The 24,646-nt window shown below is 36.4% G+C and carries 26 protein-coding genes and 1 tRNA gene; 5 read left to right on the plus strand and 22 right to left on the minus strand.

The window, feature by feature from the left end; all coding sequences use genetic code 11:
• Positions 1–89: 89 nt before the first annotated feature.
• A complete protein-coding gene (locus tag GJJ64_RS05535; protein ID WP_154286713.1) occupies positions 90–551 on the plus strand; it encodes a JAB domain-containing protein in 462 nt (153 codons plus the stop codon).
• Positions 552–640: 89 nt separating this feature from the next.
• Positions 641–710, plus strand: a tRNA-Arg gene (locus GJJ64_RS05540).
• Positions 711–928: 218 nt separating this feature from the next.
• On the opposite strand, the gene GJJ64_RS05545 is transcribed toward GJJ64_RS05540, so the two are convergent.
• From GJJ64_RS05545 to GJJ64_RS05595, 11 genes are all read right to left on the minus strand, one after another.
• Positions 929–1,291: a DUF2200 domain-containing protein gene (locus GJJ64_RS05545; RefSeq protein ID WP_154286714.1), complete on the minus strand. Its 363-nt coding sequence runs from the start codon at positions 1,289–1,291 to the stop codon at positions 929–931.
• A 2-nt stretch (positions 1,292–1,293) separates the two neighbouring features.
• Positions 1,294–1,647, minus strand: coding sequence for an MmcQ/YjbR family DNA-binding protein (locus tag GJJ64_RS05550; protein ID WP_154286715.1), 354 nt, complete (start codon positions 1,645–1,647; stop codon positions 1,294–1,296).
• Between the two features lie 38 nt (positions 1,648–1,685).
• On the minus strand, positions 1,686–2,225 hold the full coding sequence (locus GJJ64_RS05555; RefSeq protein ID WP_154286716.1) for a hypothetical protein: 540 nt from the start codon (positions 2,223–2,225) through the stop codon (positions 1,686–1,688).
• 62 nt (positions 2,226–2,287) lie between these two features.
• The gene (locus GJJ64_RS05560; protein WP_154286717.1) at positions 2,288–2,521 is read right to left on the minus strand and encodes a hypothetical protein; all 234 of its coding nucleotides are present in this window, start codon (positions 2,519–2,521) and stop codon (positions 2,288–2,290) included.
• A complete protein-coding gene (locus GJJ64_RS05565; RefSeq protein ID WP_154286718.1) occupies positions 2,490–2,906 on the minus strand; it encodes an SPW repeat domain-containing protein in 417 nt (138 codons plus the stop codon). Before GJJ64_RS05565 ends, GJJ64_RS05560 begins: the two co-directional genes overlap by 32 nt.
• Positions 2,907–2,911: 5 nt before the next feature.
• A complete protein-coding gene (locus GJJ64_RS05570; protein WP_154286719.1) occupies positions 2,912–3,142 on the minus strand; it encodes a hypothetical protein in 231 nt (76 codons plus the stop codon).
• Positions 3,143–3,231: 89 nt separating this feature from the next.
• Positions 3,232–4,029 (minus strand): manganese catalase family protein, encoded by a 798-nt coding sequence (locus tag GJJ64_RS05575; protein WP_195759229.1) that lies wholly within the window; start codon positions 4,027–4,029, stop codon positions 3,232–3,234.
• Positions 4,030–4,127: 98 nt separating this feature from the next.
• Positions 4,128–4,379, minus strand: a complete 252-nt coding sequence (locus GJJ64_RS05580) for a hypothetical protein (protein WP_154286720.1) — start codon at positions 4,377–4,379, stop codon at positions 4,128–4,130.
• A complete protein-coding gene (locus GJJ64_RS05585) occupies positions 4,342–5,016 on the minus strand; it encodes a DUF2243 domain-containing protein (protein WP_229655466.1) in 675 nt (224 codons plus the stop codon). The genes GJJ64_RS05580 and GJJ64_RS05585 overlap by 38 nt, the downstream gene beginning before the upstream one ends.
• A gap of 18 nt (positions 5,017–5,034) precedes the next feature.
• A complete protein-coding gene (locus GJJ64_RS05590; RefSeq protein WP_154286721.1) occupies positions 5,035–6,210 on the minus strand; it encodes a zinc-dependent alcohol dehydrogenase in 1,176 nt (391 codons plus the stop codon).
• Between the two features lie 25 nt (positions 6,211–6,235).
• Positions 6,236–6,958, minus strand: a complete 723-nt coding sequence (locus GJJ64_RS05595; protein WP_195759230.1) for an SRPBCC family protein — start codon at positions 6,956–6,958, stop codon at positions 6,236–6,238.
• Between the two features lie 422 nt (positions 6,959–7,380).
• Between GJJ64_RS05595 and GJJ64_RS05600 the strand changes: the two genes are divergently transcribed.
• Positions 7,381–7,530, plus strand: coding sequence for an NAD-dependent epimerase/dehydratase family protein (locus GJJ64_RS05600; protein ID WP_154286723.1), 150 nt, complete (start codon positions 7,381–7,383; stop codon positions 7,528–7,530).
• Positions 7,531–7,711: 181 nt separating this feature from the next.
• On the opposite strand, the gene GJJ64_RS05605 is transcribed toward GJJ64_RS05600, so the two are convergent.
• Complete coding sequence (locus GJJ64_RS05605) at positions 7,712–8,359, minus strand: response regulator (protein WP_154286724.1); 648 nt, start codon at positions 8,357–8,359, stop codon at positions 7,712–7,714.
• A 203-nt stretch (positions 8,360–8,562) separates the two neighbouring features.
• Here GJJ64_RS05605 and GJJ64_RS05610 point away from each other — a divergent pair, with 203 nt between their 5' ends.
• The gene (locus tag GJJ64_RS05610; RefSeq protein ID WP_154286725.1) at positions 8,563–9,024 is read left to right on the plus strand and encodes a hypothetical protein; all 462 of its coding nucleotides are present in this window, start codon (positions 8,563–8,565) and stop codon (positions 9,022–9,024) included.
• A 10-nt stretch (positions 9,025–9,034) separates the two neighbouring features.
• Positions 9,035–10,003, plus strand: a complete 969-nt coding sequence (locus tag GJJ64_RS05615) for a sodium-dependent bicarbonate transport family permease (protein ID WP_154286726.1) — start codon at positions 9,035–9,037, stop codon at positions 10,001–10,003.
• A 144-nt stretch (positions 10,004–10,147) separates the two neighbouring features.
• Here GJJ64_RS05615 and fucP read toward each other — a convergent pair whose 3' ends face one another.
• From fucP to GJJ64_RS05665, 10 genes are all read right to left on the minus strand, one after another.
• Complete coding sequence (gene fucP, locus GJJ64_RS05620) at positions 10,148–11,443, minus strand: L-fucose:H+ symporter permease (RefSeq protein WP_154286727.1); 1,296 nt, start codon at positions 11,441–11,443, stop codon at positions 10,148–10,150.
• Position 11,444: 1 nt separating this feature from the next.
• Entirely contained in the window at positions 11,445–11,891 is a 447-nt protein-coding gene (locus GJJ64_RS05625; RefSeq protein ID WP_154286728.1) for a MaoC/PaaZ C-terminal domain-containing protein, read from the minus strand.
• A 151-nt stretch (positions 11,892–12,042) separates the two neighbouring features.
• Positions 12,043–13,086 carry a Gfo/Idh/MocA family protein gene (locus tag GJJ64_RS05630; RefSeq protein ID WP_154286729.1) on the minus strand — a complete coding sequence of 348 codons (1,044 nt, stop codon included), beginning with the start codon at positions 13,084–13,086 and terminating at the stop codon, positions 12,043–12,045.
• A gap of 30 nt (positions 13,087–13,116) precedes the next feature.
• Positions 13,117–14,343, minus strand: coding sequence for an extracellular solute-binding protein (locus tag GJJ64_RS05635; RefSeq protein WP_154286730.1), 1,227 nt, complete (start codon positions 14,341–14,343; stop codon positions 13,117–13,119).
• Entirely contained in the window at positions 14,336–15,481 is a 1,146-nt protein-coding gene (locus GJJ64_RS05640; RefSeq protein ID WP_154286731.1) for a CaiB/BaiF CoA transferase family protein, read from the minus strand. Before GJJ64_RS05640 ends, GJJ64_RS05635 begins: the two co-directional genes overlap by 8 nt.
• On the minus strand, positions 15,478–16,620 hold the full coding sequence (locus tag GJJ64_RS05645; protein WP_154286732.1) for a CaiB/BaiF CoA transferase family protein: 1,143 nt from the start codon (positions 16,618–16,620) through the stop codon (positions 15,478–15,480). The genes GJJ64_RS05640 and GJJ64_RS05645 overlap by 4 nt, the downstream gene beginning before the upstream one ends.
• A gap of 1 nt (position 16,621) precedes the next feature.
• Complete coding sequence (locus GJJ64_RS05650; protein WP_154286733.1) at positions 16,622–17,782, minus strand: ABC transporter substrate-binding protein; 1,161 nt, start codon at positions 17,780–17,782, stop codon at positions 16,622–16,624.
• 29 nt (positions 17,783–17,811) lie between these two features.
• Entirely contained in the window at positions 17,812–21,138 is a 3,327-nt protein-coding gene (locus tag GJJ64_RS05655; protein ID WP_154286734.1) for a glycoside hydrolase family 2 TIM barrel-domain containing protein, read from the minus strand.
• Between the two features lie 9 nt (positions 21,139–21,147).
• Positions 21,148–22,221: a mandelate racemase/muconate lactonizing enzyme family protein gene (locus GJJ64_RS05660; protein ID WP_154286735.1), complete on the minus strand. Its 1,074-nt coding sequence runs from the start codon at positions 22,219–22,221 to the stop codon at positions 21,148–21,150.
• Between the two features lie 6 nt (positions 22,222–22,227).
• Complete coding sequence (locus GJJ64_RS05665) at positions 22,228–24,429, minus strand: alpha-L-rhamnosidase-related protein (protein WP_154286736.1); 2,202 nt, start codon at positions 24,427–24,429, stop codon at positions 22,228–22,230.
• Between the last annotated feature and the right edge of the window lie 217 nt (positions 24,430–24,646).

The raw sequence follows: 24,646 nt of genomic DNA on the forward strand, positions 1-24,646 counted from the left end.
TTTATATCCGTTGCTTCTTTACTTAGATTCAGCCCAAAGCTGATTCTGATTCCATAATTAATTCATTAACATTTTAATCATTAAACATTATGGAACAAAGTAATGCCTTATTACAGGTAAGTGAAATTCAATTGGTTTATAAACCAGTTATCAGACCTTCTCAAAGGTTAAAAGTTGGTCAAGCATCAGATGTCTACAAGATACTGCTGGATGGATGGGACAAAGATTCCATACACTTAGTCGAACAATTTAAGATAGTGCTTCTTAACAAAGCCTGTAAAGTTTTAGGGGTATCTACAATATCAACTGGTGGAATAACCGGAACAATAGTCGATATGAAATTAGTGTTTGGAATAGCACTAAAAGGTGGAGCATCAAGTATCGTACTTACACATAATCATCCCAGCGGTGGATTAATACCAAGTACACAGGATAGAAACTTGACGAGAAAAATTTATGAAGCAGGCAGGATACTAGATATTGATGTGGTTGATCATTTGATTATATCAACTGAAGGATATTATAGCTTTGCTGAAGAAGGAATTTTGTAACTTTATATATTATATATTTTTAACAAAGGCACCTTGTTAGTACAAATGTTAGTACAGTTTACATAAAATCATTAAAAATCACGTCTGAAGCATAGCTCAGCTGGATAGAGCAACTGCCTTCTAAGCAGTAGGTCTTTGGTTCGAATCCAAATGCGACCACAAAAAGCCGATTTTTAATCGGCTTTTTTTGTTTCTAAAAAATTGATTTTTAGAGTATAAAGAATCATCTTGCGCTTGTTTGCAACTAATGTTTAAAATGATTTTTCGATTATATCGATGACCTATGAGGCCGAAGAGACTGTGCGCAATAGCCCAAAAAAAGAAATATTTTAAAAGGCCAATTCATAAACTTAACTCTCGATAGCTATAGCAACTAACTAAGCCCTCAAAACCTTCTCAATCTTCTTCCCTTTTGCTAATTCATCAACCAATTTATCTAAATACCGAACATTTTTAGTTAGCGGATTTTCTATCTCTTCTATTTTATAACCACAAATACTACCTTTTATCAAACTTGCTAAAGGGTTTAAATGGGCTTTATCAAAAAAATCTTTAAGAGTTAGACCATCAGCTATAAAAGCTTCAATTTCTGCATCTTGAAAACCAGTTAACCAAGTAATCACTTGATGAAGTTCTTCTTTTGTTTTCCCTTTACGCTCAACTTTTGCTAAATAATGAGGATAAACAGATGCAAAAGTCATTTTTGCTATGCGATTGTCGTGTTCAACAGTAGTATTCATATTTAATCATCAAGATTATCAACAATTACCAAAGCACTTAATTTAGGTGGCGCCACATAGCAATAAGCAACATGAAGAAGGTCTTTTAAAATATCAGCTTGTATGCGGGTATATTGAACTAATGTCCATCCATGGCCTCCAAATTTATTAGGTACGGCATAAACAACGTCAGGAAATAACCTGCTAAAAACATCCTGATCTACTACATTAAACTTTAAGCAGCAGCGATTCGCCTGATGATTAAAAGTAGCAAATATCTTCCCCTTAACTTTAAAAGCTGTTTTTTGATGATGTGGAGCTTCTTTAACTTCGGGCAGTGCCAAAGCAAAATTCCTGAATGTCTCAAAGTTTACCATAAGCTTTTATTTAAAGCTAAGATAATGATTTAGCGTATTTATAAATGTCCGCCCGACTTAAATTCACTTTTCCCTTGCTGGGTTCTACATTCGGCAGGTAAAAACACAAAAGATTTTCCAGTATAATCTACCAAGGCTTTATTCATATTTTTAGATGATTTACTTGGGAGTTCCTCTATCTTTTGACCTTGTATAATTTGTTCTTCTCTCACTAAAAAAGTAAGCTGTTGTATCTTTTCTGTTTCGATATCTCTTAGCTCAACCGTTAAAGTATCTCCTTGTATTTCTCCGGTAAAAGCCCCATACATAGGTTTTCTATCATCATTATATTGATACAAAATTTTACCATCAAGCTTTTTATCATGTTGCTTGATTTCTAAAAAAGCAGAATCTTTACCAATAGTGGCCAAATAACAAGGCTCCAAATTGATTTCTGCTTTTCTAACCGTATCTGTGCCAACACTACCTAAAGAATCAACTTCATCTAAAGAAACATCGGTGTTTTTGGGGTTGTTACAAGCATAAATACCATAGCTTAAGGCTAAAGCTATCAGCAGTAAAAAGTTTAGTTTTTTCATATCCTTAAAATAAAAAAAGAGCCTGCCTAAAATATTTCAGACAAGCTCCAAACGCAACGAGGTTAATCGTGACCTTCTGTTTTCACAATTTTATTATAAATGCCGAAAAGCAAAAAAGGCGCTACCCACTGCCCTATAAATAAAGCGGTATGTTTTTTACCCATAAGTTTTAAGGTTAAAGAAGTACCCATAGCTGCCACCGCTATCCATAAATAAGCATCTGACGGCACTTGAGCAGTTTTATCTTCTATTGTTTTTGCAACTTTACCTTCTTGATATTGATTTTGATTTTCCATAACGGTATTTTTTTAAAATTAAAGTGTGCTGTTCTTTTTCTTCTTGTGAGTTTTTATCTGTAAATAGCCCAAATAAAATGGCTAAACAACCAATAAGTAAATGCGGAATAGTAACTTCCTGATAAAAATTAAATAACCAAGGCGATGCAGCTAAAAATATTCCAGTAAAAACATCTACATACAAGTGAGTTTTCATGCTGATAATTTTTTGAAAGCCGCCTTCATACCTGGTTAATAAAGACATCATGAGAATCATTAATCCAATTAAGATGGCTATTAATCTGGCTGATGCCACATGTTCAAACTGAAATAGCCATGGTGCTAATAACAGGAAAACACCTGATAAATAATCAGCAACAGCGTGTAATAACCTACTTATTTTCATGATGTTTAACGTGTTGTAGTATTTGTATCAGAATCATCATTAAGCATGGTATCAGCATTATTATCTAAAGTATCCTGATAGCTATTACCGCCAGAAGGCGCTGTACCCATACCATCTTCTTGGTCATGTTGGTCTGAGTTGGCTGGTGATTTATCTCTGTCGTTACCACCACAGGCGGTTAATAAGCTGCCAACAATTAATATTGATGCAGCTAGGGTTAAAAATGACTTTTTCATAATGTATTTTTTTATAGATAGATAAATAAGAGCTTATTTAAAATTGCTCTTCGGGTTTAATTTTTTGTTCTGTTTGAGCGTATGCTTCATCAATGGGAGAGTGCTAAAATAGGCTCGTTTCCTTCCGGAAAACCATTAACAAACTCAAAACTACCTTTACCGTCTGGAGATTGGCCCATAGTCCAGCGTTCTCCCGGGTCTTCCGGATTATTAATATTAGTGGAAACAAAAGCGTAATTAAAAGCCAGGTTTTCTTTATCCTGAGGGAAACTATTAGGAATAGGATGAACACCTTTTAAACCGCCTAAATCTTCTAAAACTGCTAACCACTGGTTTTGGTGCATGGTATCTCTAGCAATTAAGAATGATAACATATCTTTCATTCCTGGGTCTTCTGTAGATTTCCATAAGCGGGTAGCTAACAACCTACCTGTAGATTCTGCCATTACATTGGCATACATATCGGCAGCTAAATTACCACTAGCCACCACCCAAGAACCATTGAATGGAACTCCGTTACTATCTGCTGCCATAGCCGCCAAACCTGCTGATAGGTAATGACGAGGATCCATCCCTCCTATAATCTCTTTAACCACCGGATTGTTGGATACCACCTCATCAATAATGTTACCTTTTGCGCCTTCTAGGTTTAAGGCAACGGCAGTACAAAGCATTTCTATATGTGAAATCTCTTCTGTACCAGTCTCTAATAACATATCTCGGTATTTTTGTGGGCCACGGTTGCCCCATGCCTGAAAAAGATATTGTAGGCAAACCCTTATTTCGCCTTCTATACCGCCTATCGCTTGTTGTAATAAGCGAGCAAACTGCGGGTCGGGTTTATCAACTTTTACAGTGTACTGTAATTTTTTATCGTGAAAAAACATAATATAAATTTTTAATGGTAGATAATACTAAACATTACCAAGTAAGTGCCACAACCTTAGTGATTTATACGGTATTTAATGTGCTAAATATCTAAATTTTAGGTTGCCTTACCTTTATGCTCCCAATGGTCTTTAAGGAGGTTTCCTGATGCGTCTTCTTTTAAACGACGAGCAAATCTTTCGCCTTTAACGTTCCCTTTTTCGTCAAGTCTACCTAAAAACAATAGGATTGGCCTCCCCTTTTCATCGGTTTTAAAAACCAAATCATACTGTTGGTAACGGACATGTACTTTAGAAGATGCTTCGTAATTTTTATTTAATATCTTCTGTATTTGTTCTCCAATTTTCATAAGGTAGATGTTTAATTTTATGGATTAGAAAGCATCCCAATACGATGATGAGGATAGAAAAAGTAAGGAAAGATAAATTCCAGATTAGAGGATTTACATCAAAATCTTTTACCGAGTGGAATTTAAAAATATGATGATTTAATATCCCTTCAATGAGGTTAAAGAACCCCCATCCTAAAAGCAAACCTCCTATAAATAAATTCTGATGTTTAAGTAATATATTTTGTTGTAATAGCCTATATAAAAGTATGATACCAAAAAATGTAATAAAGAAAGTAAAAGCATGAAATATGCCATCCCAAAACATATTCACGCTTTTAGAGGTAAAATCTAGCGGGATTATTTTTGCAGAAACCATTTCATGCCATTGTAATATTTGATGAAATACAATACCATCTATAAAACCACCTAAACCAATACCTAAAACACAAGCTGATGCCACTAATGGCTTTCTGCTTAAAGGCTTTTGAGGATTGTTTTTATAAGCTAGCGCTTGATATCCTAAAAAAGCGGTTAATAAGCCTAGAAAAATAAAAGGAACAAAAAGCTGTACTAGCTCAATAGTAGTTAAGCTAACAGCAATAGCATTTTGCAAAGGCCGATTGCAGGTAACGCAAAACATCATTAAATCATCCATAGGTAGCAAGGCTAAATGTTAATTGAAAGGTTTAAAAACCGCTCGCATACATTTATTGGTTTTGTCGTTAAACATTTCATAAGCTTTTTGGCCAGCCTCTAAAGAAACAGGATGTGTTAATAAAAACTCTGGGTTGATGATTTCTCTTCTTATTAAATCAAACAACATGGGCACATATTTTTGCCCATGCATTTGCCCTCCTCTAATGGTTAAACCTTTATTCATGAAAAGTCCCATTGGAATTTTATCTACCAAACCAGCATAAACCCCAACTACAGAAACTGTCCCGCCTTTACGGCAAGCAGCAATAGCTTGTCTTAAAACAGAAGCCCTATCAGATTCTAACCGTAGAAACTGTTTGGTTTTGTCGTAAACATGCTCTATACCAGTGGTATGTGCCTCCATACCTACAGCATCAATACAGCAATCAGGCCCTCTGCCTCCGGTAGCTTCTTTTAGCTCTTCTAATATATCGGTATCTTCATAATTAAGAATATCTGCACCGCTATATCTTGCAGCATTGGCTAAACGATAATCTAACCTATCTATAGCAATTACCCTTTCTGCGCCCATTGCGTAAGCGCATTGCATAGCCATTTGCCCAACGCCACCAGCACCCCAAACGGCTACAATATCACCGGGTTTAACGGCTGCCATCTCAGCGGCCATGTATCCGGTAGGTACTCCATCAGAAACAAAGACAGCTTTTTCATCAGAAATATCTTCGGGGATTTTAAAAGCTCCATGGTCTGCAAAAGGGACACGAATATACTCGGCGTGGCTACCTGCATAACCACCAAAAAGATGCGAATAACCAAATATACCCGCTGTTGGGTATTGATAAATTTTTTCCTGTAATAAACCATTGGGGTTAGAGTTATCGCATAAAGACCATGTTTCTTCTTTACAATATTGGCACTCGCCACACCCAATAACAGAAATAACTACTACACGGTCGCCTTTCTTTAGGTTTTTCACCTCTGCACCAGTTTCAACTACTTCGCCAATAAACTCATGACCAATAATATCACCAGCCCGCATAGAGGGTACAAAACCGTTAATCAGATGCAAATCTGAGCCGCAAACCGAGCTCATAGTAACTTTTATAATAGCATCTTTAGGATTTAAAATTTCAGGATCTGGTACGCGTTCAACTCTTAAATCGCGTACACCATTCCAACATAAAGCTTTCATAAGTTATTTTTTTTAGGTGAGATGATTATTTTCTTCCTGATGATTGCCCCTTGATGGTTGCTACTTCACCAGCCTCTATCACTTGTTTAAAGGCCCTGATATCTTCTTTCAAAAGCGTTTTAAAAAGCGGATTAAAAAGTTTAGCTACTCCCTCGCCCAAAGCACCTGCTGGCGGATGGTAACTAAAAATAACTTTAAGAACAGTGCCCTGCCCCCTAGGAGCATCATAAAACTCTACCTTACCGGCATTATCTATGCTAGAGTTTTCTACAGATTGCCAGCCAATAAGCTCGTTAGGTATTTCTTTAACAATTTCAGCATTCCATTTAATAGTGCCAACGCCACCTGGTATTTTAGCTATCCATTCAGATTGTACATCATTTTTTTGGTCAACACGTTGTAAGTGGCTCATAAAAAAAGGCAAATTTTCTAGCTGACGCCAATACCTGTAAACTTCTTCTCGTGGTTTATTTACCGTAAAAATAACTCTTGTATTAATGGCATTTGTTTCATTACTATTTTTGTTTAGGCCCGTATAAAGCGGGCAGTTACCACTTAAACCTCTGTAAACTAAATAAGCACCAGTAAGCACTTTTATTGGATTTGATAAGGCCCTTTTATAATGTTTAGCTAATAAAATACCTCCGGCCGCTAAAGAAAGTAAACGCTCTGCTGTGTTTACATTATTAAAATTGTTTTTACGTTTAGGTTGATGATAGCCAGCATGTAATAATTGTTCTGTTTTCATGATAGTGTTTTTTAGGTAATGATGAAAAGTCCAAAGTTTATGCCGCAGAACATCTAAAAATTTGAAAACAGTACTAATACGGTTTAACAGCATGATGATATATCCTAGCCTAAGAGATATTAAAACCACCATTTTATGCAGAAAACATATTCTTTAAAGCAGATAAAAATTGAGTTTAAAAAAAATCAAGTATTTACACCCTAAAGAAACCGTATTTACCGGCTCTACTTCTGCATCATATTTGTTTTTATCTGTACGGATTTAGCCAAGCTATAAAAAAGGAATTTTATAGATTAAAAAAAGCCCTATATCTACCTATTCTCAAAAAAGCTTGTATGGTAAAAATCCATACAAGCCCTATTTGAGATGATGAAATAGCAGCCGAATTATCCAAAATTTATCTACCAAATTGAAAAACATTTATGAAAAAAATTCTGATAACCGGCGGAGCTGGTTTTATAGGCTCTCACCTATGCGATGAATTAATTACTAAAGGATATGATGTAACTGTTTACGACAATCTTTTACCACAAGTGCATGGCCAAACCGCGAGACAGAAAATAAGATTTTAAGATATCAAGAAAGTCTTGATCATCATCTAAGATTAATATTATAGGCATAAACTCAAAATAGGTAGCCTGAAACTTAATCAAAGGAAGAAAAGCTTACAGGTAGGTGTGCTAAAGTAAACAGGTTATTTAAACATTTATACAGTATTTATACCTTTTAATTACCGTATAAACACGCTATATTTTATTCTATTATACCATTCAACACCGCATATTTTATTAATGCCGCAGTATTTTTAACCTTTGTTTTATCAATAAGATTTTGCCTATAACCTTCTATGGTTCTTTTACTTATGAAAAGTTTGTCAGACATTTCATTATTGGTATAACCTTCAGACATGAGGTATAAAATTTCTATTTCTCGAGCAGAAAAATTATGATGTAAAGCCCAATTTTTCTTTTGTGACGGCAAACTCATCAACTTATCTAAAAACCTTAGAGAAAGCTCATTACAGATGTATTTATGACCATTATGAACATGTTTTAAAGCAAAAATCAATTCATCAGAACCTATATTTTTAAATAAATAGCCTGATGCACCTTCTTTAAAAGTATCTATAATAAATTCTTCATGATCTAACATAGAAAGTATAACTACCGATAGCTGCGGATACCTTTGTTTAATAGTTTTAATTAAATTGACTCCCTCTACATCTGGCACATTGATATTAGCTAGTAAAATATCGGCCACCAAGCCCGTTTCTAATAAATCAAGTACATCTTTACTATATTGAGAATCAGCCACCACTTTTAAATCTGCATCTCGCTCTAATAAAATTTTTATACCGTTTCTTACTAGATTATGATTTTCTGCGAGTATGATATTGATCATGATAGCTGTAATTAGATTTTAAAACATACAAATTCTCGTCGTAACATACGCCTATTTGTTTATTAGCAATATGTATACCTAATCAGTTTTTAAATATTTAAACCGCTATTAATTCATAAACTTATCTTATAATAAACATATAAAGTATAAATAATAATTTATGAATTATAAGTTTCAAATTTGAAGCGCTAGAAATATCAAATATGAAACGAATATTCTTCTACGGTCAAAAATCACTTACTCCTGCCCTTTTTACCTTTTCAATGTTGCTCATCATAATCAGTTTTATAACCGATGAGTCTTTGAGCAAACTAGCATTGGTGGCAGCTATTCTTACATTAATATGGATAGGAAAAAAGCAAATGGAATTGAGCCTAAAAATGACCAGTAGAAAACTAGCTGATGGCAAGAGAGATCATCTAGCAACTATAGAAAACAATTTAGAATGGAACTTCAACAGTAGTAACAAACAAACCACAAAAGTTGATATTCCTAAAAAAAGTCATGATTTAAACTTTAATCATCTGGCTTTAAAGCAAGATACAAACCATAAAAGGCTCACAAAAAATTACCCTAAACAATTTCATAAACATGGTATTGAGGTAGCCCAGTTAGAAAGTAACGATAGCTACAGCATTGCCAAGAAAGCAATTTCCCTAAACTAACCCTTAACTAATGGATCTTCATCTTTTAATTGACAATTTAACAAATCCTGCTCTTTTATTTTTTATTCTTGGTATAATAGCTGTAAGACTTAAAAGCGATTTAGCAATACCAGACCAAACATCAAAATTTATTTCTCTTTATTTATTATTCTCTATTGGTTTTAAAGGCGGACAAGAATTAGCTCATAGCGAGTTTTCCATGTCGATTATTTATGCCATCATTTTTGGTATATGCACAGCCACTGCCATACCTTTTTACACCTTTTTTATTCTCAAGAAAAAGCTTTCTGTTTACAATGCTGGGGCAATTGCTGCTGCTTATGGCTCGGTAAGTGCTGTTACTTTTGTTACAGCAGTTTCTTTCTTAGAAATACAAAATATAGGCTTTAATGGACATATGGTTGCTGTGATGGCGCTTATGGAAGCTCCTGCTATTATTATAGGTGTTATTTTGATAAGGATTTTTGCTAAAAACGACCCTATGAAACCGCAACAAAGCCTCAGCCAAATTATTAAACACTCTTTTACTAACGGTAGTGTACTGCTTATTTTAGGAAGTTTAATCATTGGACTTTTGGCAAGTGATGAGCAAGCCATGGGTATTAAACCTTTTACTACCGATATTTTTAAAGGTTTTCTAGCAATATTCTTACTTGATATGGGAATTGTTAGCGGTAAAAAGCTACAAGATTTCTTAAACAGCGGTAAATTTACTGTGGTTTTTGCTACAGTAACACCTTTAGTAAATGGATTAATTGTAGCTTACTTAAGTAGAATCATTACCCATGAACCTGGTGATAGATTTATTATGGCTGTTTTAGCTGCCAGTGCTTCTTATATAGCTGTACCAGCTGCCATGAAAATTGCTGTACCTAAAGCCAACCCAGGTATTTTCATCCCAATGGCTTTAGCCGTAACCTTCCCTGTAAATATTACCATTGGTATGCCTGCTTATTTAGCGGTTATATTATGTAGTTAATTAGTTGGTTGGGGGTATTAGATACTTAGGTGATTAGTTCTGATAGCTACGGGGAGTTAGGTGACTAAGCGGATGATATATATAAAAAATGAGTTGTTAGTTTTAACGATGATTTTAAAACTAACAACTCATCACTTTTAACTCTCAACTTTTAACGCCCACTTCGCTTCGCTTCCATCCAAAAAATAAGATGATGATAAAGCAAAAGAAAGGAATAAGATAACCTATTTGTATATTATCTCCATTATAATCTATTACTGTACCCATTAAATAAGGCAAAATAGCACCACCAACAATAGACATTATAAGCCAAGATGAACCGGGTTTTGTTTCTTCTCCAAGATTGGTAATACCTAAAGAAAAAATGGTTGGAAACATAATAGACATTAAAAAACCAATGATTCCTAAAGCGTAAATCACGAAAATACCTTGCGTAGTAACAGCTAACAAACACATCAGCGCTGCTAAAACCGCATATAAGGACAATAATTTACGTGGTGTAGTATATTTTAAAAAGAAAGTACCTACAAACCTACCAGCCATAAATAAGAAGCCATAAATGGTTAAATAGTAAGCTGCTGATTTTTCATCTAAACCAGCGCCTTGCTGCGCCATTCTGATAAAAAAGCTGGTTACACATACTTGCGCACCTACATAAAAGAATTGTGCTATAACCGCCCATCTTAAATGGCGATGTTTTAGGACTGCAAAAAATCCGGTTTTGGCTTTTTCTTCTTTACTTGGCTTTATTTCTGGGAAATGGATAAAATAAAACAAAACAGCAACCAAAATTACGATGATACCTAATACCAAATAAGGAGTTTTAACTGCTGCTGCTTCAGAAAATAAATAGCTCATTTTTTCGCTCTTTGGCATATCCGCTAGCTGCGCTGCTGTATATTCTTTTCCAGATAATATAAAGTTTGCGCCAATAATAGGCGCTACCATAGCTGCCAACCCGTTAAATGATGCAGCTAAGTTTAATCGGGTTGTTGCCCCTTCTGGCTTACCTAAGATGGCGGCATAAGGGTTTGCTGCTGTTTCTAAAACGGTTAAACCGCAACCAATAATAAACAAAGCAATTAAGAAAATACTGTATGATAGCGTATTTGCAGCCGGAATAAACAAAAATGCTCCCATTGCAAATACCAATAAACCTATAATCATACTGGCTTTATAGCCAAATTTTCTGAGCATCATTCCGGCTGGAATAGCCATTAAAAAATAAGCTAAAAAAATAGAGGTATCTATTAAAGTAGACTGTCTGTTATTTAGCTGACAAGCTTTTTTTAAGTGCGGAATCAAGATAGAATCCAAATTATGAGCCATCCCCCATAAAAAAAACAAACACACTATTAAGATAAAAGGCAATACATAGTTTTGTTTTGATCCTTCACTTTGGCTTAATACCGATGACTGATTTACTGAGTTCGTATTCATATCAAACAGATTTTCTTTTTACCAATAAGATATGATCACACACCAAAACTACCTCGCCATGTTGATTAATAACCTCTACATGTTCTGTAACGTTACCATATTCGGGCTTTTTAGCATCAGATTTGGCAGAAATGGTAATTTCTGAATGGATGGTATCGCCAATAAAAACAGGCTTAATAAATCTTAACCTATCATAACCTTTAGACATCGCCTCAGGGTTTATTTCCGAAGCTGTTAAGCCAATACCAATGCTAAATATCATGGTACCATGCGCAATACGCTGCTTAAAAGGCTGTGTCTTACACCATTCTGCATCCATATGGTGCGGAAAAAAATCTCCGGTATGCCCTGCATGAACTACAAAATCTGTCTCGGTAATGGTTCTACCTAAGGTTACTCTTTTCTCTTCTAATTGGTAATCCTCAAAAAAAATCGACTTAAAATACATATTTAGTTGTTAGGTGGTTAGGTATTAGTTGGTTAGTTTGTTAGGTGGTTAGTTGTTAGTTTGTTAGACAATAAGTGCTTTAGACAGCGGTCATCGGACTTTTCACTATCCACCTCAGACAGCGGTCATCGGTCCTCGGTCATCGGACTCTTTACTTTAAACTCACTTCATAAGCTTTCTCTACCAGCATCATGGTTTGGAAAACGTCTTCTACGCTAGTGGGTAAAACCTTAGTTTCTCCGTTTTTATAGCGCATGAGGCTAGACATGGTACCAATAAAAGCATCGGGAAACCAAGAACCTTCTAAATTGATACTTTTCCATTCTGGTGCTTTTTCGTCTTCTAATAAGCAATATTCAAAAACATCGGGTACACCATTAGGATAATCCATTAACAAACCCATTTTAGCTTTTATAGCTCCTTTAGTACCTTCCCATTTAATAAAGCTTTCTTGATGATGCGGGCCAAAAGCATGATCGTGGTTGGTATTGATAACTGAGTGTAACGTATCGCCATAATCCAAAATAATGGTAGAACGAGATGAGGATAACTTCTTTGCAGGATGTTTTAAAGTTTTAGCTAAAACACCTTTTGGGTTACCTAAAAAAGAGCGCATTAAATCTATATAATGAATACTATGGTATTGGATTTCTAAACGTGGGTGCACCATCACATGCGGAAATAACTCCCAAGGTGTTTCTACGGTTACCCTGACCTCCATATCGTATAAATCGCCTAAGAAACCTTTTTCTATAAGATATCTGGCTGCACTTACATAAGGTGCAAAACGCAACTGGCAGTTGATGGCCGCTACCAAATTCTTCTTTCTACAAACTTCTAGGATATCTTGTGTTTGCTGGATATCATCGCCCATAGGCTTTTGTATCAGAACAGCGCTACCGTCTGGCAATTGTTCTAAGATACTGATATAACTTTCGGGCATGGTTGTAATATCATAAACCGCATTTGAAGGCGCTTTAGCTACTGCATCAGCAACAGAATCATAAACATTAGGAATATGAAAATCTTGCGCTACCTGCGCCGCTCTTTCCCTGGTACGATTGGTAATTCCTACAACCTCAAAACCTGCTTTTTTATAGGCAGGTAAATGGGCATCTTTTACAATTCCGCCTGCACCAATCATAATGATGGGCAACTTTTTTTGAGGTAATATAGGATGATATTGAATATCCATATCTATTAAATATTTTATTTAATTAAAAAACTATAAAATATTGATTGTATTTATTTTATGCTGAGTATCTTCTAGTAAAACTTTTACATCACTGGTAGTTGAACATGCTTTCACAACCAACTCATCTATTAAGTTTGCAATGGCAGACCAATGCTTGCTTTGTGGCAACGTTTTAGCATGTTTATGCAACTCTTCTAACTTATGATAATAAGGAATGATACGATTAACATCAGCATCTTGCCAGGTAGATTTTCTACAGCCAATACCCCCTTCTAAAGTGAGTAATTTATCTTGCTGAGCTTGGGTTGCATACTTCACAAAAGCCAATGCTATATCCTGGTGTTTACTTCCTGTACCCACGGCATACATCCAATACACATTTAAAGAACAAGCTTCACCGTTGCCAACTTTGGGTAAGCCTGCTACATCAACCTTACCTTTAACTTTTGAGCTTTCTGAAACTTCACAAACAGCCGCAAAGCCAAACCAATTCACCATCATGGCTACCTCGCCACGGGCAAAAGCCTCACCTGCTTGTACAGATTCATATTGCGCTGATTGTGGATGTATAGCTTGATGATTCTTTAATAAATCTCTATAAAATATTAAACCATCAGCAGCTTCTGGGGTGTTAATTTGGATATTTCCATCTGCGTCAAGCAATTCACCTCCTCGGCTCCATAGCTGTAAACAAAAATCAAAAACGGTATTATGCCCATCAGGAAAAGCTGCTATCACAGTACCGTATAAATTATCCTCAGGTCTTTGAAAAAATTCGGCTATTTCTATAAAATCATCCCAGCTTAGGGGCACTTTTAAATCCTTACCATACAAGTCTTTAAACTTTTGCTGCTCTTGCGGAGATTCAAATAAATCTTTACGATATATTAAGCACTCAGGTCCATCATGAAAAGGCAAACCCAATAATTTACCATCAAACTGTTGAATATCTAATAAAGAGTTACTCCATACAGCAAGCTCTTGCTTATTTAGAGCAGGTTTAATATCTGCTATAGCATTAGCTGTATAGGCTTCTAATAACCAATCGGTTACTAAATGTGCTGAATCCCAGTTTCCATTTTTTAAGCCTTCATTAGTGATTAATTCATGATGCAATTCGGGTAAGTCCATTGCTATAAACTCGGCCTCAAGCTTACAACCTGTTGCTACGCAAAAGCTTTCCCAAATCTTTTGCATACTGCGCTCAAAAGGTTCAAACTTTCTTACCGCAAACCTAAACTTGTTTGTATTACTCATTTGATAACTCTTTTATAATCTTAGCATTATCTTGCCCTAATGCAGGTGACGCTTTCGCTGATGTTAATAGCTGACCATCCATACGAATAGGGCAACGCGTGGTTTTATAAGAGAAACCATCTAACATGGTAACCTCTTGCAGCATCTCTAAAGCTTTAAAACCATCATGGGCCATTAACTTATCCCAGGTTAAAACATCTGCACACCAAATATCTGCTGGCTCTAGTACAGATAGCCATTTTTCTGTTGTATCTGTCTTCAAATGCGAGGCTAAAACCGCTTTTATTTCATCTCTCTTATCAAAAGCCTCTGCAGTTTCTTGATAGGCTAGCAAGGCATCGCAGCTTAATAAATTACCTAAAACTGGTATTTGCCCCATAGCTAAAGCTAACCATCCGTTTTGGGTTTGATATATCCCGTAAGGAGCGCCTAAATAAGCATGAGCATTGTTACTAGCTGTTCTTTGTGGTAACTGTCCGCCATCTCTGTTAAAAGTAGTAATAGCTTCAAACTGGAAATCAAAAGCGGTTTCTAGCATACTTACCTGTACCAAAGCCCCCATACCACTTATAGCCTTCTTTACCAAACAAGCCAATAAACCATTTGCTAAGTTTGCCCCTGCCAGCATATCTATGATAGATAAACCCATAGGAACAGGACCATCATCAGCATCGCCACTTAACCAAGTTAAACCACTTAAAGATTGTAGAAGTAAATCTTGTCCCGGGTTACCTTTCCAAATGCCATCGGTACCGTAACCCGATATTTCACCATAAACCACCTGCGGGTTTTGGGCTTTTACGCTTTCATAATCAAAACCTAGTCTTTCCATAACGCCAGGTCTGAAATTATGCATCACCACATCGGCTTTGCGTATTAATTTCCAAATCCACTCGCGGTCTTTTTCATCTTTAATATCTACAGCAAAGCTTTCTTTATTTCTGTTAATAGCATGAAAAACAGAAGATTCTCCGTTTAAAATAACGTTGGAAGTATATAAATGCCTGCAAATATCTCCTGTTTCTGGTCGTTCTATTTTAATAACCCGAGCACCTAAATCGGCCAAGCGCAAACTTGCTGACGGACCAGAAAGAAACTGACTAAAGTCTACAACTAAATAATCTTTTAAAGGCATCATAAGTTAAATTCCTGATTTATAGCTACTGTATGCGCACCAGCTTTAGGAGCTGCTTTTGCTGAAAATAATTTTTGACGATTGATTTGAATAGGACTTCTGGTGCTGGTTAATGGTGTGCCATCTGGCAAATCTAGCTGTTGCTGCATATCCAGAATCTTATAAGCTTCGTGGTTTAGAATTTCCTGATAATTATAAACCTTAGAACACCATATTTTTTGCTCTTCAAGGATGAATATCCAAGCATCGGTTTCTTTTTTAATGAGCTGCTGGGCTATTAAAGTATTGATTTCATCTCGCTTAGTAAACCAATCTTCTTTTTTGCTGTAAGCTGATAAATCTACACCTAAAACCTCTCCTAAATGCCATAAATTACCCATAGCTAAAGTAATGTAGCTATCAGCAGTTTGGTATATCCCGTAAGGAGCGCTCAAATAGGCGTGTCCATTTCCTTTAACCGAGCTTCTATCAGGGAGTTTTCCTCCGTCATTTAAATAACTGGTTAAAACTTCAAATTGCACATCTAGGATAGATTCCATCAGGCTAACTTCTACCAAAGCACCTGTTTGGGTTTTAGCTCTTCTGATTAAAGCGGCCAAAATACCTTGGCATAAATGAGCACCACAAACCATATCGGCGACAGCTAAACCAAAGGGAACAGGGCCTTTTTGTTTTGTACCAGAAAGCCAGGTTAAACCTGATAAAGACTGGATTAATAAATCTTGCCCCGGTTTGTTTGCCCAAGGACCTTTATTGCCGTAACCCGTTACTATGGCGTAGATAACTTTAGAATTAAGCTTTTTTACCTGCTCATAATCTAAACCTATTTTCTCCATCACTCCCGGACGAAAGTTATGGGTAATGATATCTGCCTGCTGAATAAGCTTTTTGATGCGCTCTAAATCTTCAGGATTTTTCAAATCGGCGGCGTAAGACTCTTTATTACGGTTAATGGTATGAAAAACTAAGCTATCACCATCTATAAATAGATTCTTAATAGCAATTTGCCTACCCGCCTCGCCTTTTACGGGGCGTTCTATTTTGATGACACGAGCACCTAAATCGGCCAGTTTTAAACCAGCCGATGGCGCTGCCATAAACTGTGCAAATTCTAACACCAATAAGCCTTCTAGTGGTTTCATATTAAGCCTTCTCTAGATTTTTAGATTGGATATATAACTCGTTTAAAGCTCCTAAAACAGCTTTTTCATTGCCACCGTTTAACAAATAATTTCTAACAATATCACCAGCATGGTCTTGAAAATACATATGCCCTTGGTAACGTGGCCTTAAATAAGCCCTTTGTAAGGTTGGCAAGGTATTTTTAAAATATTGATGAGATGCATTGTTGGTATGCTCACTTTCCCAAGCTTTTAAATGCCCAGGCTGCCCTCCATTATCAAAAAATAAAAATTCTTGTGTATTTGGTTGAGCTGTAAACTCGGCATATTTAACCGCTTCATGGATGTATTTTGATGATGATGAAACAGCCAAGCCCGTACCACCTAAAGAAGTAATTAAATGACCATAATCTTCTAAACTTACTGTATCATGAAAATGAAGTAAGTTGGCTGCATAACCATTTCTTGAATAGTTAGAATAACCATAAGCAAAAGGACAATAAGCTATTTGATTGGTATTTACCATGGTTTCATAAACCTGAATAGGGTTTTTATCAAAGAAAGAACGGTCTATCCTATCGCTTAAGCTTTTAAATAATTGTAGAGCCTTCGTACCAGTTTCTGCGCTAATTACAACATCGTCTTGTAAGCATGGGTTTTCACCTAGCGTTGCACAAAAACCATAAAAAGCCATCAAAACATCAATAGGAATAAGTGCAAAAGCTACCAAACCTTTATCGGCTAAAGCCAAAACATCATTAAAAGTTTTAGGCAAGCTTAAACCTTGCTGCGCTAATAAATCTGGTCTGCTTGACGCTACGGGAGTTGCTGCATCTATAGCTAAAGCCCATTGCTTGTCATTAAAATTATAGCTTTCGTGAGAGCGGCCAACCGAATTTTCCTCTTGGTCTTTGATGAAGGCAGCTGGCAAATAATCATCTAAAGGAAGGATAGATTTTGTACCCGCAGCAAAGCCCGCCCATGGATGGTCGATCACCAATAAATCGTATTTTTCTGCCAGCTGTTGGATAGACATATCTGCAAACTGTTGTAAAGAACGTTTTTCCCAAATGATATCTACATCGGGATAAAGTTCTGTAAAACGTTGGGCTGTGGCTACAACAGATGTAAAGCCTCTACTATGGTTCCAAGTTATTCCTTTTAATATTTTCTTAGTGGACATGTTTATTTCTTAAATTTCTTGAGGATGAGCTAAAAAATCAACTTCTTGGCTAAAGCGCCTTCTTTTTCTTTTAATGCTGTTGTTGGATATAAGTAAAAGCTATAATGATAATTTTTAGCCTTGTTTTGATATTGTGCTAAAGGCTGAGAAACATCAGACCAGGTATCATTACCACCTACACCCATTTGTATCAAATCGATATTTAAGGTGATAAAACCAGCGTCTTTTAGCTTATGCCAATGTTTGGTTTCTGATATATTTTTCTCTGTAAAAGGCCAAGCGCTCATGCTTAGTAAACTATCGGCCACAACCATTAAGCCTTGCCCCTTATTGTTATTGAGGAACATCCAACGAACATCTGTTCTGTTGCCGTTTTCTTGTGGATATACATAAGGCTCCATAAATTGAACTAAAGGCTGACTATAAATGGCTGCATCAAAACCATAGCGTCTATCAACATAATTTTCTAATTCGCCACGGCCATACCATTTGATTTGGCTATAATCACGAGCGATTGCTGTTTTCATACCAATTTTAGGAATATTTGGCAAAGCCGGATGAGCTTCTAAGGCATAATCTACTTTAATTACCCCATCACCATTAATGCTATACTGAACATTTACACGGGCACTATCTTGAATTAGGGTATAAGAGCTTTTGATTTTAATGTTGTTAGCTAGGCTTTGGTCTAAACTGATAGCTGTTAATTTAATTTCGCTATCATACCAAGGTTTAAGTTTTTTTGTTGGTTTCCAACCACGACGGTCGTTGTCGGTTTGTGGGCGAGTAAAATCTGGTAGTAAAGCTTGGAAAATTTGTTCTTTACCTGCTATCACATAAGAAACTAAAGCCCCATTAGCTTTATTAAATTTAGCTATGAACGTTTTACCATGCAGTTCAAACGCTTCTGAGTTTTCTTTAACAATAATATTGGCATAATTTCTTTTATATTTTTTATGCTCGGCCAATCCTGTTAAAGCAAATTGATTGGAAGCTATTTCATGACCTTTTTTAGCCCAAAGCTCATCTTTAGCGAGGGTAAAATGTATATCAGCCAAATACTCGCTGCCCGCTTTAAAATTGGGCAAATATTTCGCAATGCTGATTTCTGTTTCTTTTCCTGCTTCAAGATTTAAAATTGGCAAAGGTTTATTCAGGATAATTTCTCCATCTTCTCTGATGATGAGATGGATGTTATAACCCGCTAATGATTTACTAGCATGACGGTTTTGAATTCTTAAAACACCTTTTTCAGCATCAATTAAGGCTGTTTCTACAGGTTGGTAAATTCTTTTACATTCGTAAATAGCAGCTTTTGGTCTTCCGGTAGCATCAACAATGCCGTTTAAACTAAAGTTTCCGCTATGACTTTTCTCTCCAAAATCTCCACCATAGGCTAAGAACTCAAGTCCGGTAGAATCCTTTTTATATAAAGCTTGGTCTTTAAAATCCCAAATAAAACCACCTATTAAGCGTGGCTGACTTCTAAAAATATCCCAAAACTCTTTCATGTTACCAGTAGAATTCCCCATAGAGTGCGAGTATTCTACAAAAAGTATTGGTCTTTTGTCTCCGTTTTGCTGATTAAGCAAAAGCTCTGGGGTATAAACTCCCGGATAAAACCTGCTGACCATATCTACATAATATTGATCCACTGGGTTTTGTAATCGGTGCGAATGGTCGTTAGTTTTAGGATAACGTGGGTCGCCAAGTTCTATATAACCTTCCTCCGCATGGCTACCCATAGCAGGTTCGTAATGCACTGGTCTGGTAATATCAAAATCATGCAGCCAGGCAGCCATAGCAGCGGTACTTGGGCCTCTGCCAGCTTCATTTCCTAAACTCCAGATGATGATTGAAGGATGATTTTTATCGCGGTAAGCCATTCTGGTAACACGTTCTAAATGTGCAGCTGCCCAAGCTGGGTCATTGGCCAATTTACCGCCCAAACCATGAGTTTCGTAATTGGCTTCATCCATCACTAAGATGCCATACTCATCACACAATTCGTAAAAATAAGGGTCGTTTGGATAGTGGCTTGTTCTGATGGCATTAAAATTAAACTGTTTCAATTGTAAAACATCCCTTTTAATATCATCACGCGTAAGCGCTTTACCTCTTCTTGGGTCGTGGTCATGACGGTTTACCCCATATAACAAGGTTTCTTTACCATTAATAAGCAATTTGCTATTTGTCTTAGAAAACTCTACACTTCTGAAACCTACTTTACAACTTTTAGCCTCTAAGAGCTTACCATTTTTATCAAGCAAAGAAATCACTAAAGTGTATAAATTAGGCTTTTCATCACTCCATTTCAATGGATTTTTAACTTCGGCTTCTAGCAAACCAAATTTCACGTTATCTAAGCGTGGGTAAGATTCGTTAATGATAGACTCGGCACTGCGCTCTAAAGCTTTGCTAAATACAGGCTGCTTTTGCTGATTGTATAATTGTGCTTTTACGATATAACCATCAGGGGCAACACCGGTAAAATTATCTAAACGCGGTCTTAAGCTAAATTTAGCATCTTGGTAGTTTTTATCAAGTTTAACCTGATAATGAAAATCCGCAATGCGTATTTTAGGCTCTGCCAGAAGCATCACCTCGCGTTGTATACCGCTCATTCTCCAATGGTCTTGATCTTCCAGATAAGCACCATCGCTCCAGCGGATAACTTGTACTGAAATGATATTCTCTCCACTTTGCAAATAAGGTGTTGCATTAAATTCTGATGGCAGACAACTATCCTCGGCATAACCTAAAAATTTACCATTTAGCCACACTTTAAAAGCAGAACTTACCCCACCAAAATGCAAGGTAATATTCATGTCTTGCCAATGTTGTGGTAAGGTGAAAGTCTTTTGGAAAGAGCCTACAGCATTATAATCTCTAGGCACACGTGGCGGGTCTACCGGACGAAATGGATAAACCGCACTTTTATAAATCGGGATATCATAACCTTTTAGTTCCCAGTTTGATGGAACTTCTATTTTATCCCAGTTTTTAACCCTTTGTTTATAAAAATCCTGAGGAGCATCGGCAGGTTTAAAAGCAAATTTAAAATCCCATTCGCCGTTAAGTAGCAACATTCTGGATTTTTCTCTTTTCCCTTCTAAAGCATCGGCCTCGCTAGCATAAGAATAAGCAGTAGCCCTAGCAGCATCGCGGTTGATACTGGTAATTTCTGGCTGCTCCCAAGGTTCTGCATTAAAGATACCCGGCACAGGCGGAACAGTAGCTGGCAAACCATCAACTGTTTGCGCTTGCGCTTGATAAAAAGCAAAAGCAGACAAGCCAAAAGCTAAAGAAACTCGCTTAATAAGCTTACGGCATATAATATGTTTTTGATAATTCATTTTTGATTTTTATACCTGTCTTAAGTACTCGTCTTTAAATTTGAAGCCCCATCCTGGCGTGTTATGCGGTGTAGCCATGCCGTCTTTTATCTCTAAAGGATGATCAATAAGCGTGTCTATCCAATCGAAAGACTCGGCGCCAGCCCCATTAGAAATGGTACATAGTAAAGGGATATCGTAATCTTTATAATAATGTGGCAAAACGCTTACATTAAAACTTGCCGCAAGTGCAGCACTATTTCTCCAAGCTTCTACCCCACCTAATCTTAAAATATCTGGCTGCCAAATATCAATGGCATTTCTTTGTAAAAGTTCTCTTAAAGGTGTTAAAGAGTACTCACGCTCTCCCATAGCAATAGAAATACCTGCTTGATTTCTCAACAACTCAAAACCTTGATAATCATCATGTAAAATTGGCTCTTCAAACCAATTGATATGCAGGTTTTTAGCGGCTTGTGCTAGTTGTAAAGCATTGGCTACATTCATCCCTTGGTTGGCATCCATCATGATATTGATTTCGTTACCAACGGCTTCTCTAACCAATCTTAAGCGTTCTAAATCTTCTTTCCAATCGGGTTTACCTACTTTTATTTTAACGGCTTTAAAACCTCTGTTTTTGTATTGGGTAACTTCATCAATCAATTCATCGGGGCTGTAAGAAATCCAACCGCCACTACCATAAATTGGAATTTGTCTTTTAGATGCTCCTAAAACTTTCCAAACTGGCTGACCTAATATTTTAGCCCAGGCATCCCACATGGCAATATTAAAAGCGCCTTGTGCCCAACGGTTTAAGCCCTCCATACCAAAATATTCGTTGGCATGGTTTAGTTTATCAAATACCTTTACGGTATCAAAAACCTTTTCTCCTAAAAGCAGTTCACCGGCATCTTTTAAAGCTCCAATAATGGCTTGAGGGTTGTATTGAAAGCTCAACAAATACGACTCGCCAATGGTACCATCTTTAAGACGGATACGTAAAACGATAAAAGAAATCTCTGTTAAAGTGTGTGTAGCATCTGCTATGGGCTTTTCTAGTTTAGCTTTAGCTGTAAAAACAGCATAGCTTTTAATGGAATGCATGCTAGATTATAATTTGTATTTAATGATATATTCTTTGTTGGATGGGATGCTTAATTCGTAATAGTTTTGCCCAATTTGCTTAACGCTGATGCCTTTTGCTTGAGGTTTGGTTTTACTTTTCAGACGTAGTGTTCCTGTACCGCTATCTGCCTTAATTTTAATTTCTGATGTTGAACAGTATAAACTGATATCGCCATTTGGTGTAGGTACTGTACCTTGCATCCATTGTAAGCCGCCCAGATGCGGTTCTACCAAATATTGCTGATAACCAGCTGTTAAGGGTTTTACACCTAAATAATACTTGCCTAAAAGGTAAACCGGACTAGCACCCCAAGAGTGGCAAAGGCTTTTACCAAACTCTCGGCCGTACATGGCATAATGCTCTGTATCTTTTTTACTAGGATTATACTCTTCCCAAAATGAGGTAGCGCCTAATTTTAGCATGCCGCCCCAATAGTTTTTCATCTCTTTCATCACATAATCATGCTCGCCCATAGCACATAAAGCTTCAAGCTCGTAAAAACGCATATAAGGCGTCATGATTTTCTGGATTTTATCATTTAGCAAGACATTCTTCTTTACCCCTTCTTTTTGTTGAGCGTTTAAGTAATCAAAGAAAATAGCAAACATATTAGCATAGCGGGTTACATTTTCTGTTTGCTTGCCATCTATCCTGCTGTGTACAATAGCTTGTTTATCCGCGTTCCAATAGCTATTGAAAAACTTGGTTTTAAGCTGCATTGCTTCATTTTTATAATATGCTGATGCCTTATCATCGGCTGCTAAATCTGCACATAAAGCGATGGTTTCTAAACTTCTGCATAAAAGCAATTGCTCAAAACTTACTTCACCTTGTTTGCTTAAACCATCTGCCCAGTCAATAAAAATCCAATCGCCGGAAAGACCTTGCATAAAGCCGTTTTGGTTTCTACGCTGTAAGCAAAAATCCATTAAGCTTTTCATTTTAGGATAAACTAAGTTGATAAATTGCTTATCTCCAGTGTATTGGTAATAATCTTGAATGCTTAAGAACCAATAAAAGGTATAATCCATAATGGTATTGATATGGCTAGTAACGGGGTCTTTACCTCTTAAAGCCAAAATGGTTCTTCTTACGCTGGCTTCATCAAAACCTAAATAATAGTTCATTAAATAGCTTTGGTAAGCATCTCCACTCCACATCCATCGGTCACGCTTAATGCCATCAATAAAAAACTCACGTGTGGTAAGTTCCATGGTGTATTTAGAAACTTGCCATATTTTATTAAGTTCGGCATCAGAAGAAGTGAAAGTACCTCTGTCTTTAACAGGCAAATACTCGTACAACATAGAAACCGAATCAAGCTTTACCGCTGCATCTGTTTCTACCTGTACATATCTGAAAGCTTTAGAGAGTTGCAAGGTAGAATCCTGAGCTTTAGTCAGGTTAACATCTACAAAATCAAAGGTTTCGCATTTTTGCGAACTTAAAGCTTCTTCTTTAGACTCGCCATAATAAATTCTTAACTGCCCATTTCCTTTTAAACCATGTAGTTTGATAAATCCGAAAGTTTCCTCTCCAAAATCTATCAATCTGGAAGCACCTTTAACATCTGTTTTAATAGCATATTTAGGTTTAATACTTAGCTTAAAAGTTGAAGGTTTTTGATTGGGCAAATTGAAATTCCATGTCCCTGCATTTACATAGGTTGTACCAGAAGCATCAGAAGCTTTTCCTGTTTCATCTATCCATTCTTTATCCTCAAAAGTTGCTAACCAAGAAGCGTCAGTTTTTACAGTTTTTCCATTGATGTAAATAGCCGGAACTTTATCCTGTGCATAAACTTTGATATTGATTTTCTGCTTTCCGGCTGCTAATTGTAATTTTTTAGGATAACCAGAAAGCATTTTCCCGTTCAGCTTTACATTGTATTGTCCTTCTGTAAAAAGCTCTATTTCTTCGGGCTGCGTAAGATTAAATTCTTTATGAAATTCTACCAAAACATAATGACTATCCATACGCCAGAACGGTGGAAAGAAAGTACCACGCTCTGTTCTTCTGTTTTGCATTTGGTTGCTTAACCAAACTTCAAAATCTCCGGGATACCATATCCAAGTGGCTTGTGTAGTTTTATTTTGTGCTTGTACTTTAGAACTGAATAGAAAGCCATTTAATAAGCACATACATGCGAAACAGCTTAATAAAAGTCTTTTGTAGAAAATTTGCATAGCTTTTAATATAAAAAGGTGTTAATCAAATATTTAACACGCTTTAGGTTTATTAGTAAAGCTATCAACTAAAGCAAATGCTTTTCTGCACTATTTTTTCAAGCTATTGTATGATGTTAGCATAAGGGTTTTAAAGCAAAGAGTTCAAAGTTGAAGGTGGAAAGTTGGAAGTTCTAAAGCTTCAATTCCTTAATATGGAAATAATATTTGTTAATAT

This window comes from Pedobacter puniceum, assembly GCF_009674685.1.
Lineage (GTDB): Bacteria > Bacteroidota > Bacteroidia > Sphingobacteriales > Sphingobacteriaceae > Pseudopedobacter > Pseudopedobacter puniceum.

Coding starts and splice junctions, on each gene's coding strand:
- GJJ64_RS05535 (WP_154286713.1), top strand. CDS start 90: ATGGAACAAAGTAATGCCTTATTACAGGTAAGTGAAATTCAATTGGTT.
- GJJ64_RS05545 (WP_154286714.1), bottom strand. CDS start 1,291: ATGAATACTACTGTTGAACACGACAATCGCATAGCAAAAATGACTTTT.
- GJJ64_RS05550 (WP_154286715.1), bottom strand. CDS start 1,647: ATGGTAAACTTTGAGACATTCAGGAATTTTGCTTTGGCACTGCCCGAA.
- GJJ64_RS05555 (WP_154286716.1), bottom strand. CDS start 2,225: ATGAAAAAACTAAACTTTTTACTGCTGATAGCTTTAGCCTTAAGCTAT.
- GJJ64_RS05560 (WP_154286717.1), bottom strand. CDS start 2,521: ATGGAAAATCAAAATCAATATCAAGAAGGTAAAGTTGCAAAAACAATA.
- GJJ64_RS05565 (WP_154286718.1), bottom strand. CDS start 2,906: ATGAAAATAAGTAGGTTATTACACGCTGTTGCTGATTATTTATCAGGT.
- GJJ64_RS05570 (WP_154286719.1), bottom strand. CDS start 3,142: ATGAAAAAGTCATTTTTAACCCTAGCTGCATCAATATTAATTGTTGGC.
- GJJ64_RS05575 (WP_195759229.1), bottom strand. CDS start 4,029: ATGTTTTTTCACGATAAAAAATTACAGTACACTGTAAAAGTTGATAAA.
- GJJ64_RS05580 (WP_154286720.1), bottom strand. CDS start 4,379: ATGAAAATTGGAGAACAAATACAGAAGATATTAAATAAAAATTACGAA.
- GJJ64_RS05585 (WP_229655466.1), bottom strand. CDS start 5,016: ATGGATGATTTAATGATGTTTTGCGTTACCTGCAATCGGCCTTTGCAA.
- GJJ64_RS05590 (WP_154286721.1), bottom strand. CDS start 6,210: ATGAAAGCTTTATGTTGGAATGGTGTACGCGATTTAAGAGTTGAACGC.
- GJJ64_RS05595 (WP_195759230.1), bottom strand. CDS start 6,958: ATGAAAACAGAACAATTATTACATGCTGGCTATCATCAACCTAAACGT.
- GJJ64_RS05600 (WP_154286723.1), top strand. CDS start 7,381: ATGAAAAAAATTCTGATAACCGGCGGAGCTGGTTTTATAGGCTCTCAC.
- GJJ64_RS05605 (WP_154286724.1), bottom strand. CDS start 8,359: ATGATCAATATCATACTCGCAGAAAATCATAATCTAGTAAGAAACGGT.
- GJJ64_RS05610 (WP_154286725.1), top strand. CDS start 8,563: ATGAAACGAATATTCTTCTACGGTCAAAAATCACTTACTCCTGCCCTT.
- GJJ64_RS05615 (WP_154286726.1), top strand. CDS start 9,035: ATGGATCTTCATCTTTTAATTGACAATTTAACAAATCCTGCTCTTTTA.
- fucP (WP_154286727.1), bottom strand. CDS start 11,443: ATGAATACGAACTCAGTAAATCAGTCATCGGTATTAAGCCAAAGTGAA.
- GJJ64_RS05625 (WP_154286728.1), bottom strand. CDS start 11,891: ATGTATTTTAAGTCGATTTTTTTTGAGGATTACCAATTAGAAGAGAAA.
- GJJ64_RS05630 (WP_154286729.1), bottom strand. CDS start 13,086: ATGGATATTCAATATCATCCTATATTACCTCAAAAAAAGTTGCCCATC.
- GJJ64_RS05635 (WP_154286730.1), bottom strand. CDS start 14,343: ATGAGTAATACAAACAAGTTTAGGTTTGCGGTAAGAAAGTTTGAACCT.
- GJJ64_RS05640 (WP_154286731.1), bottom strand. CDS start 15,481: ATGATGCCTTTAAAAGATTATTTAGTTGTAGACTTTAGTCAGTTTCTT.
- GJJ64_RS05645 (WP_154286732.1), bottom strand. CDS start 16,620: ATGAAACCACTAGAAGGCTTATTGGTGTTAGAATTTGCACAGTTTATG.
- GJJ64_RS05650 (WP_154286733.1), bottom strand. CDS start 17,782: ATGTCCACTAAGAAAATATTAAAAGGAATAACTTGGAACCATAGTAGA.
- GJJ64_RS05655 (WP_154286734.1), bottom strand. CDS start 21,138: ATGAATTATCAAAAACATATTATATGCCGTAAGCTTATTAAGCGAGTT.
- GJJ64_RS05660 (WP_154286735.1), bottom strand. CDS start 22,221: ATGCATTCCATTAAAAGCTATGCTGTTTTTACAGCTAAAGCTAAACTA.
- GJJ64_RS05665 (WP_154286736.1), bottom strand. CDS start 24,429: ATGCAAATTTTCTACAAAAGACTTTTATTAAGCTGTTTCGCATGTATG.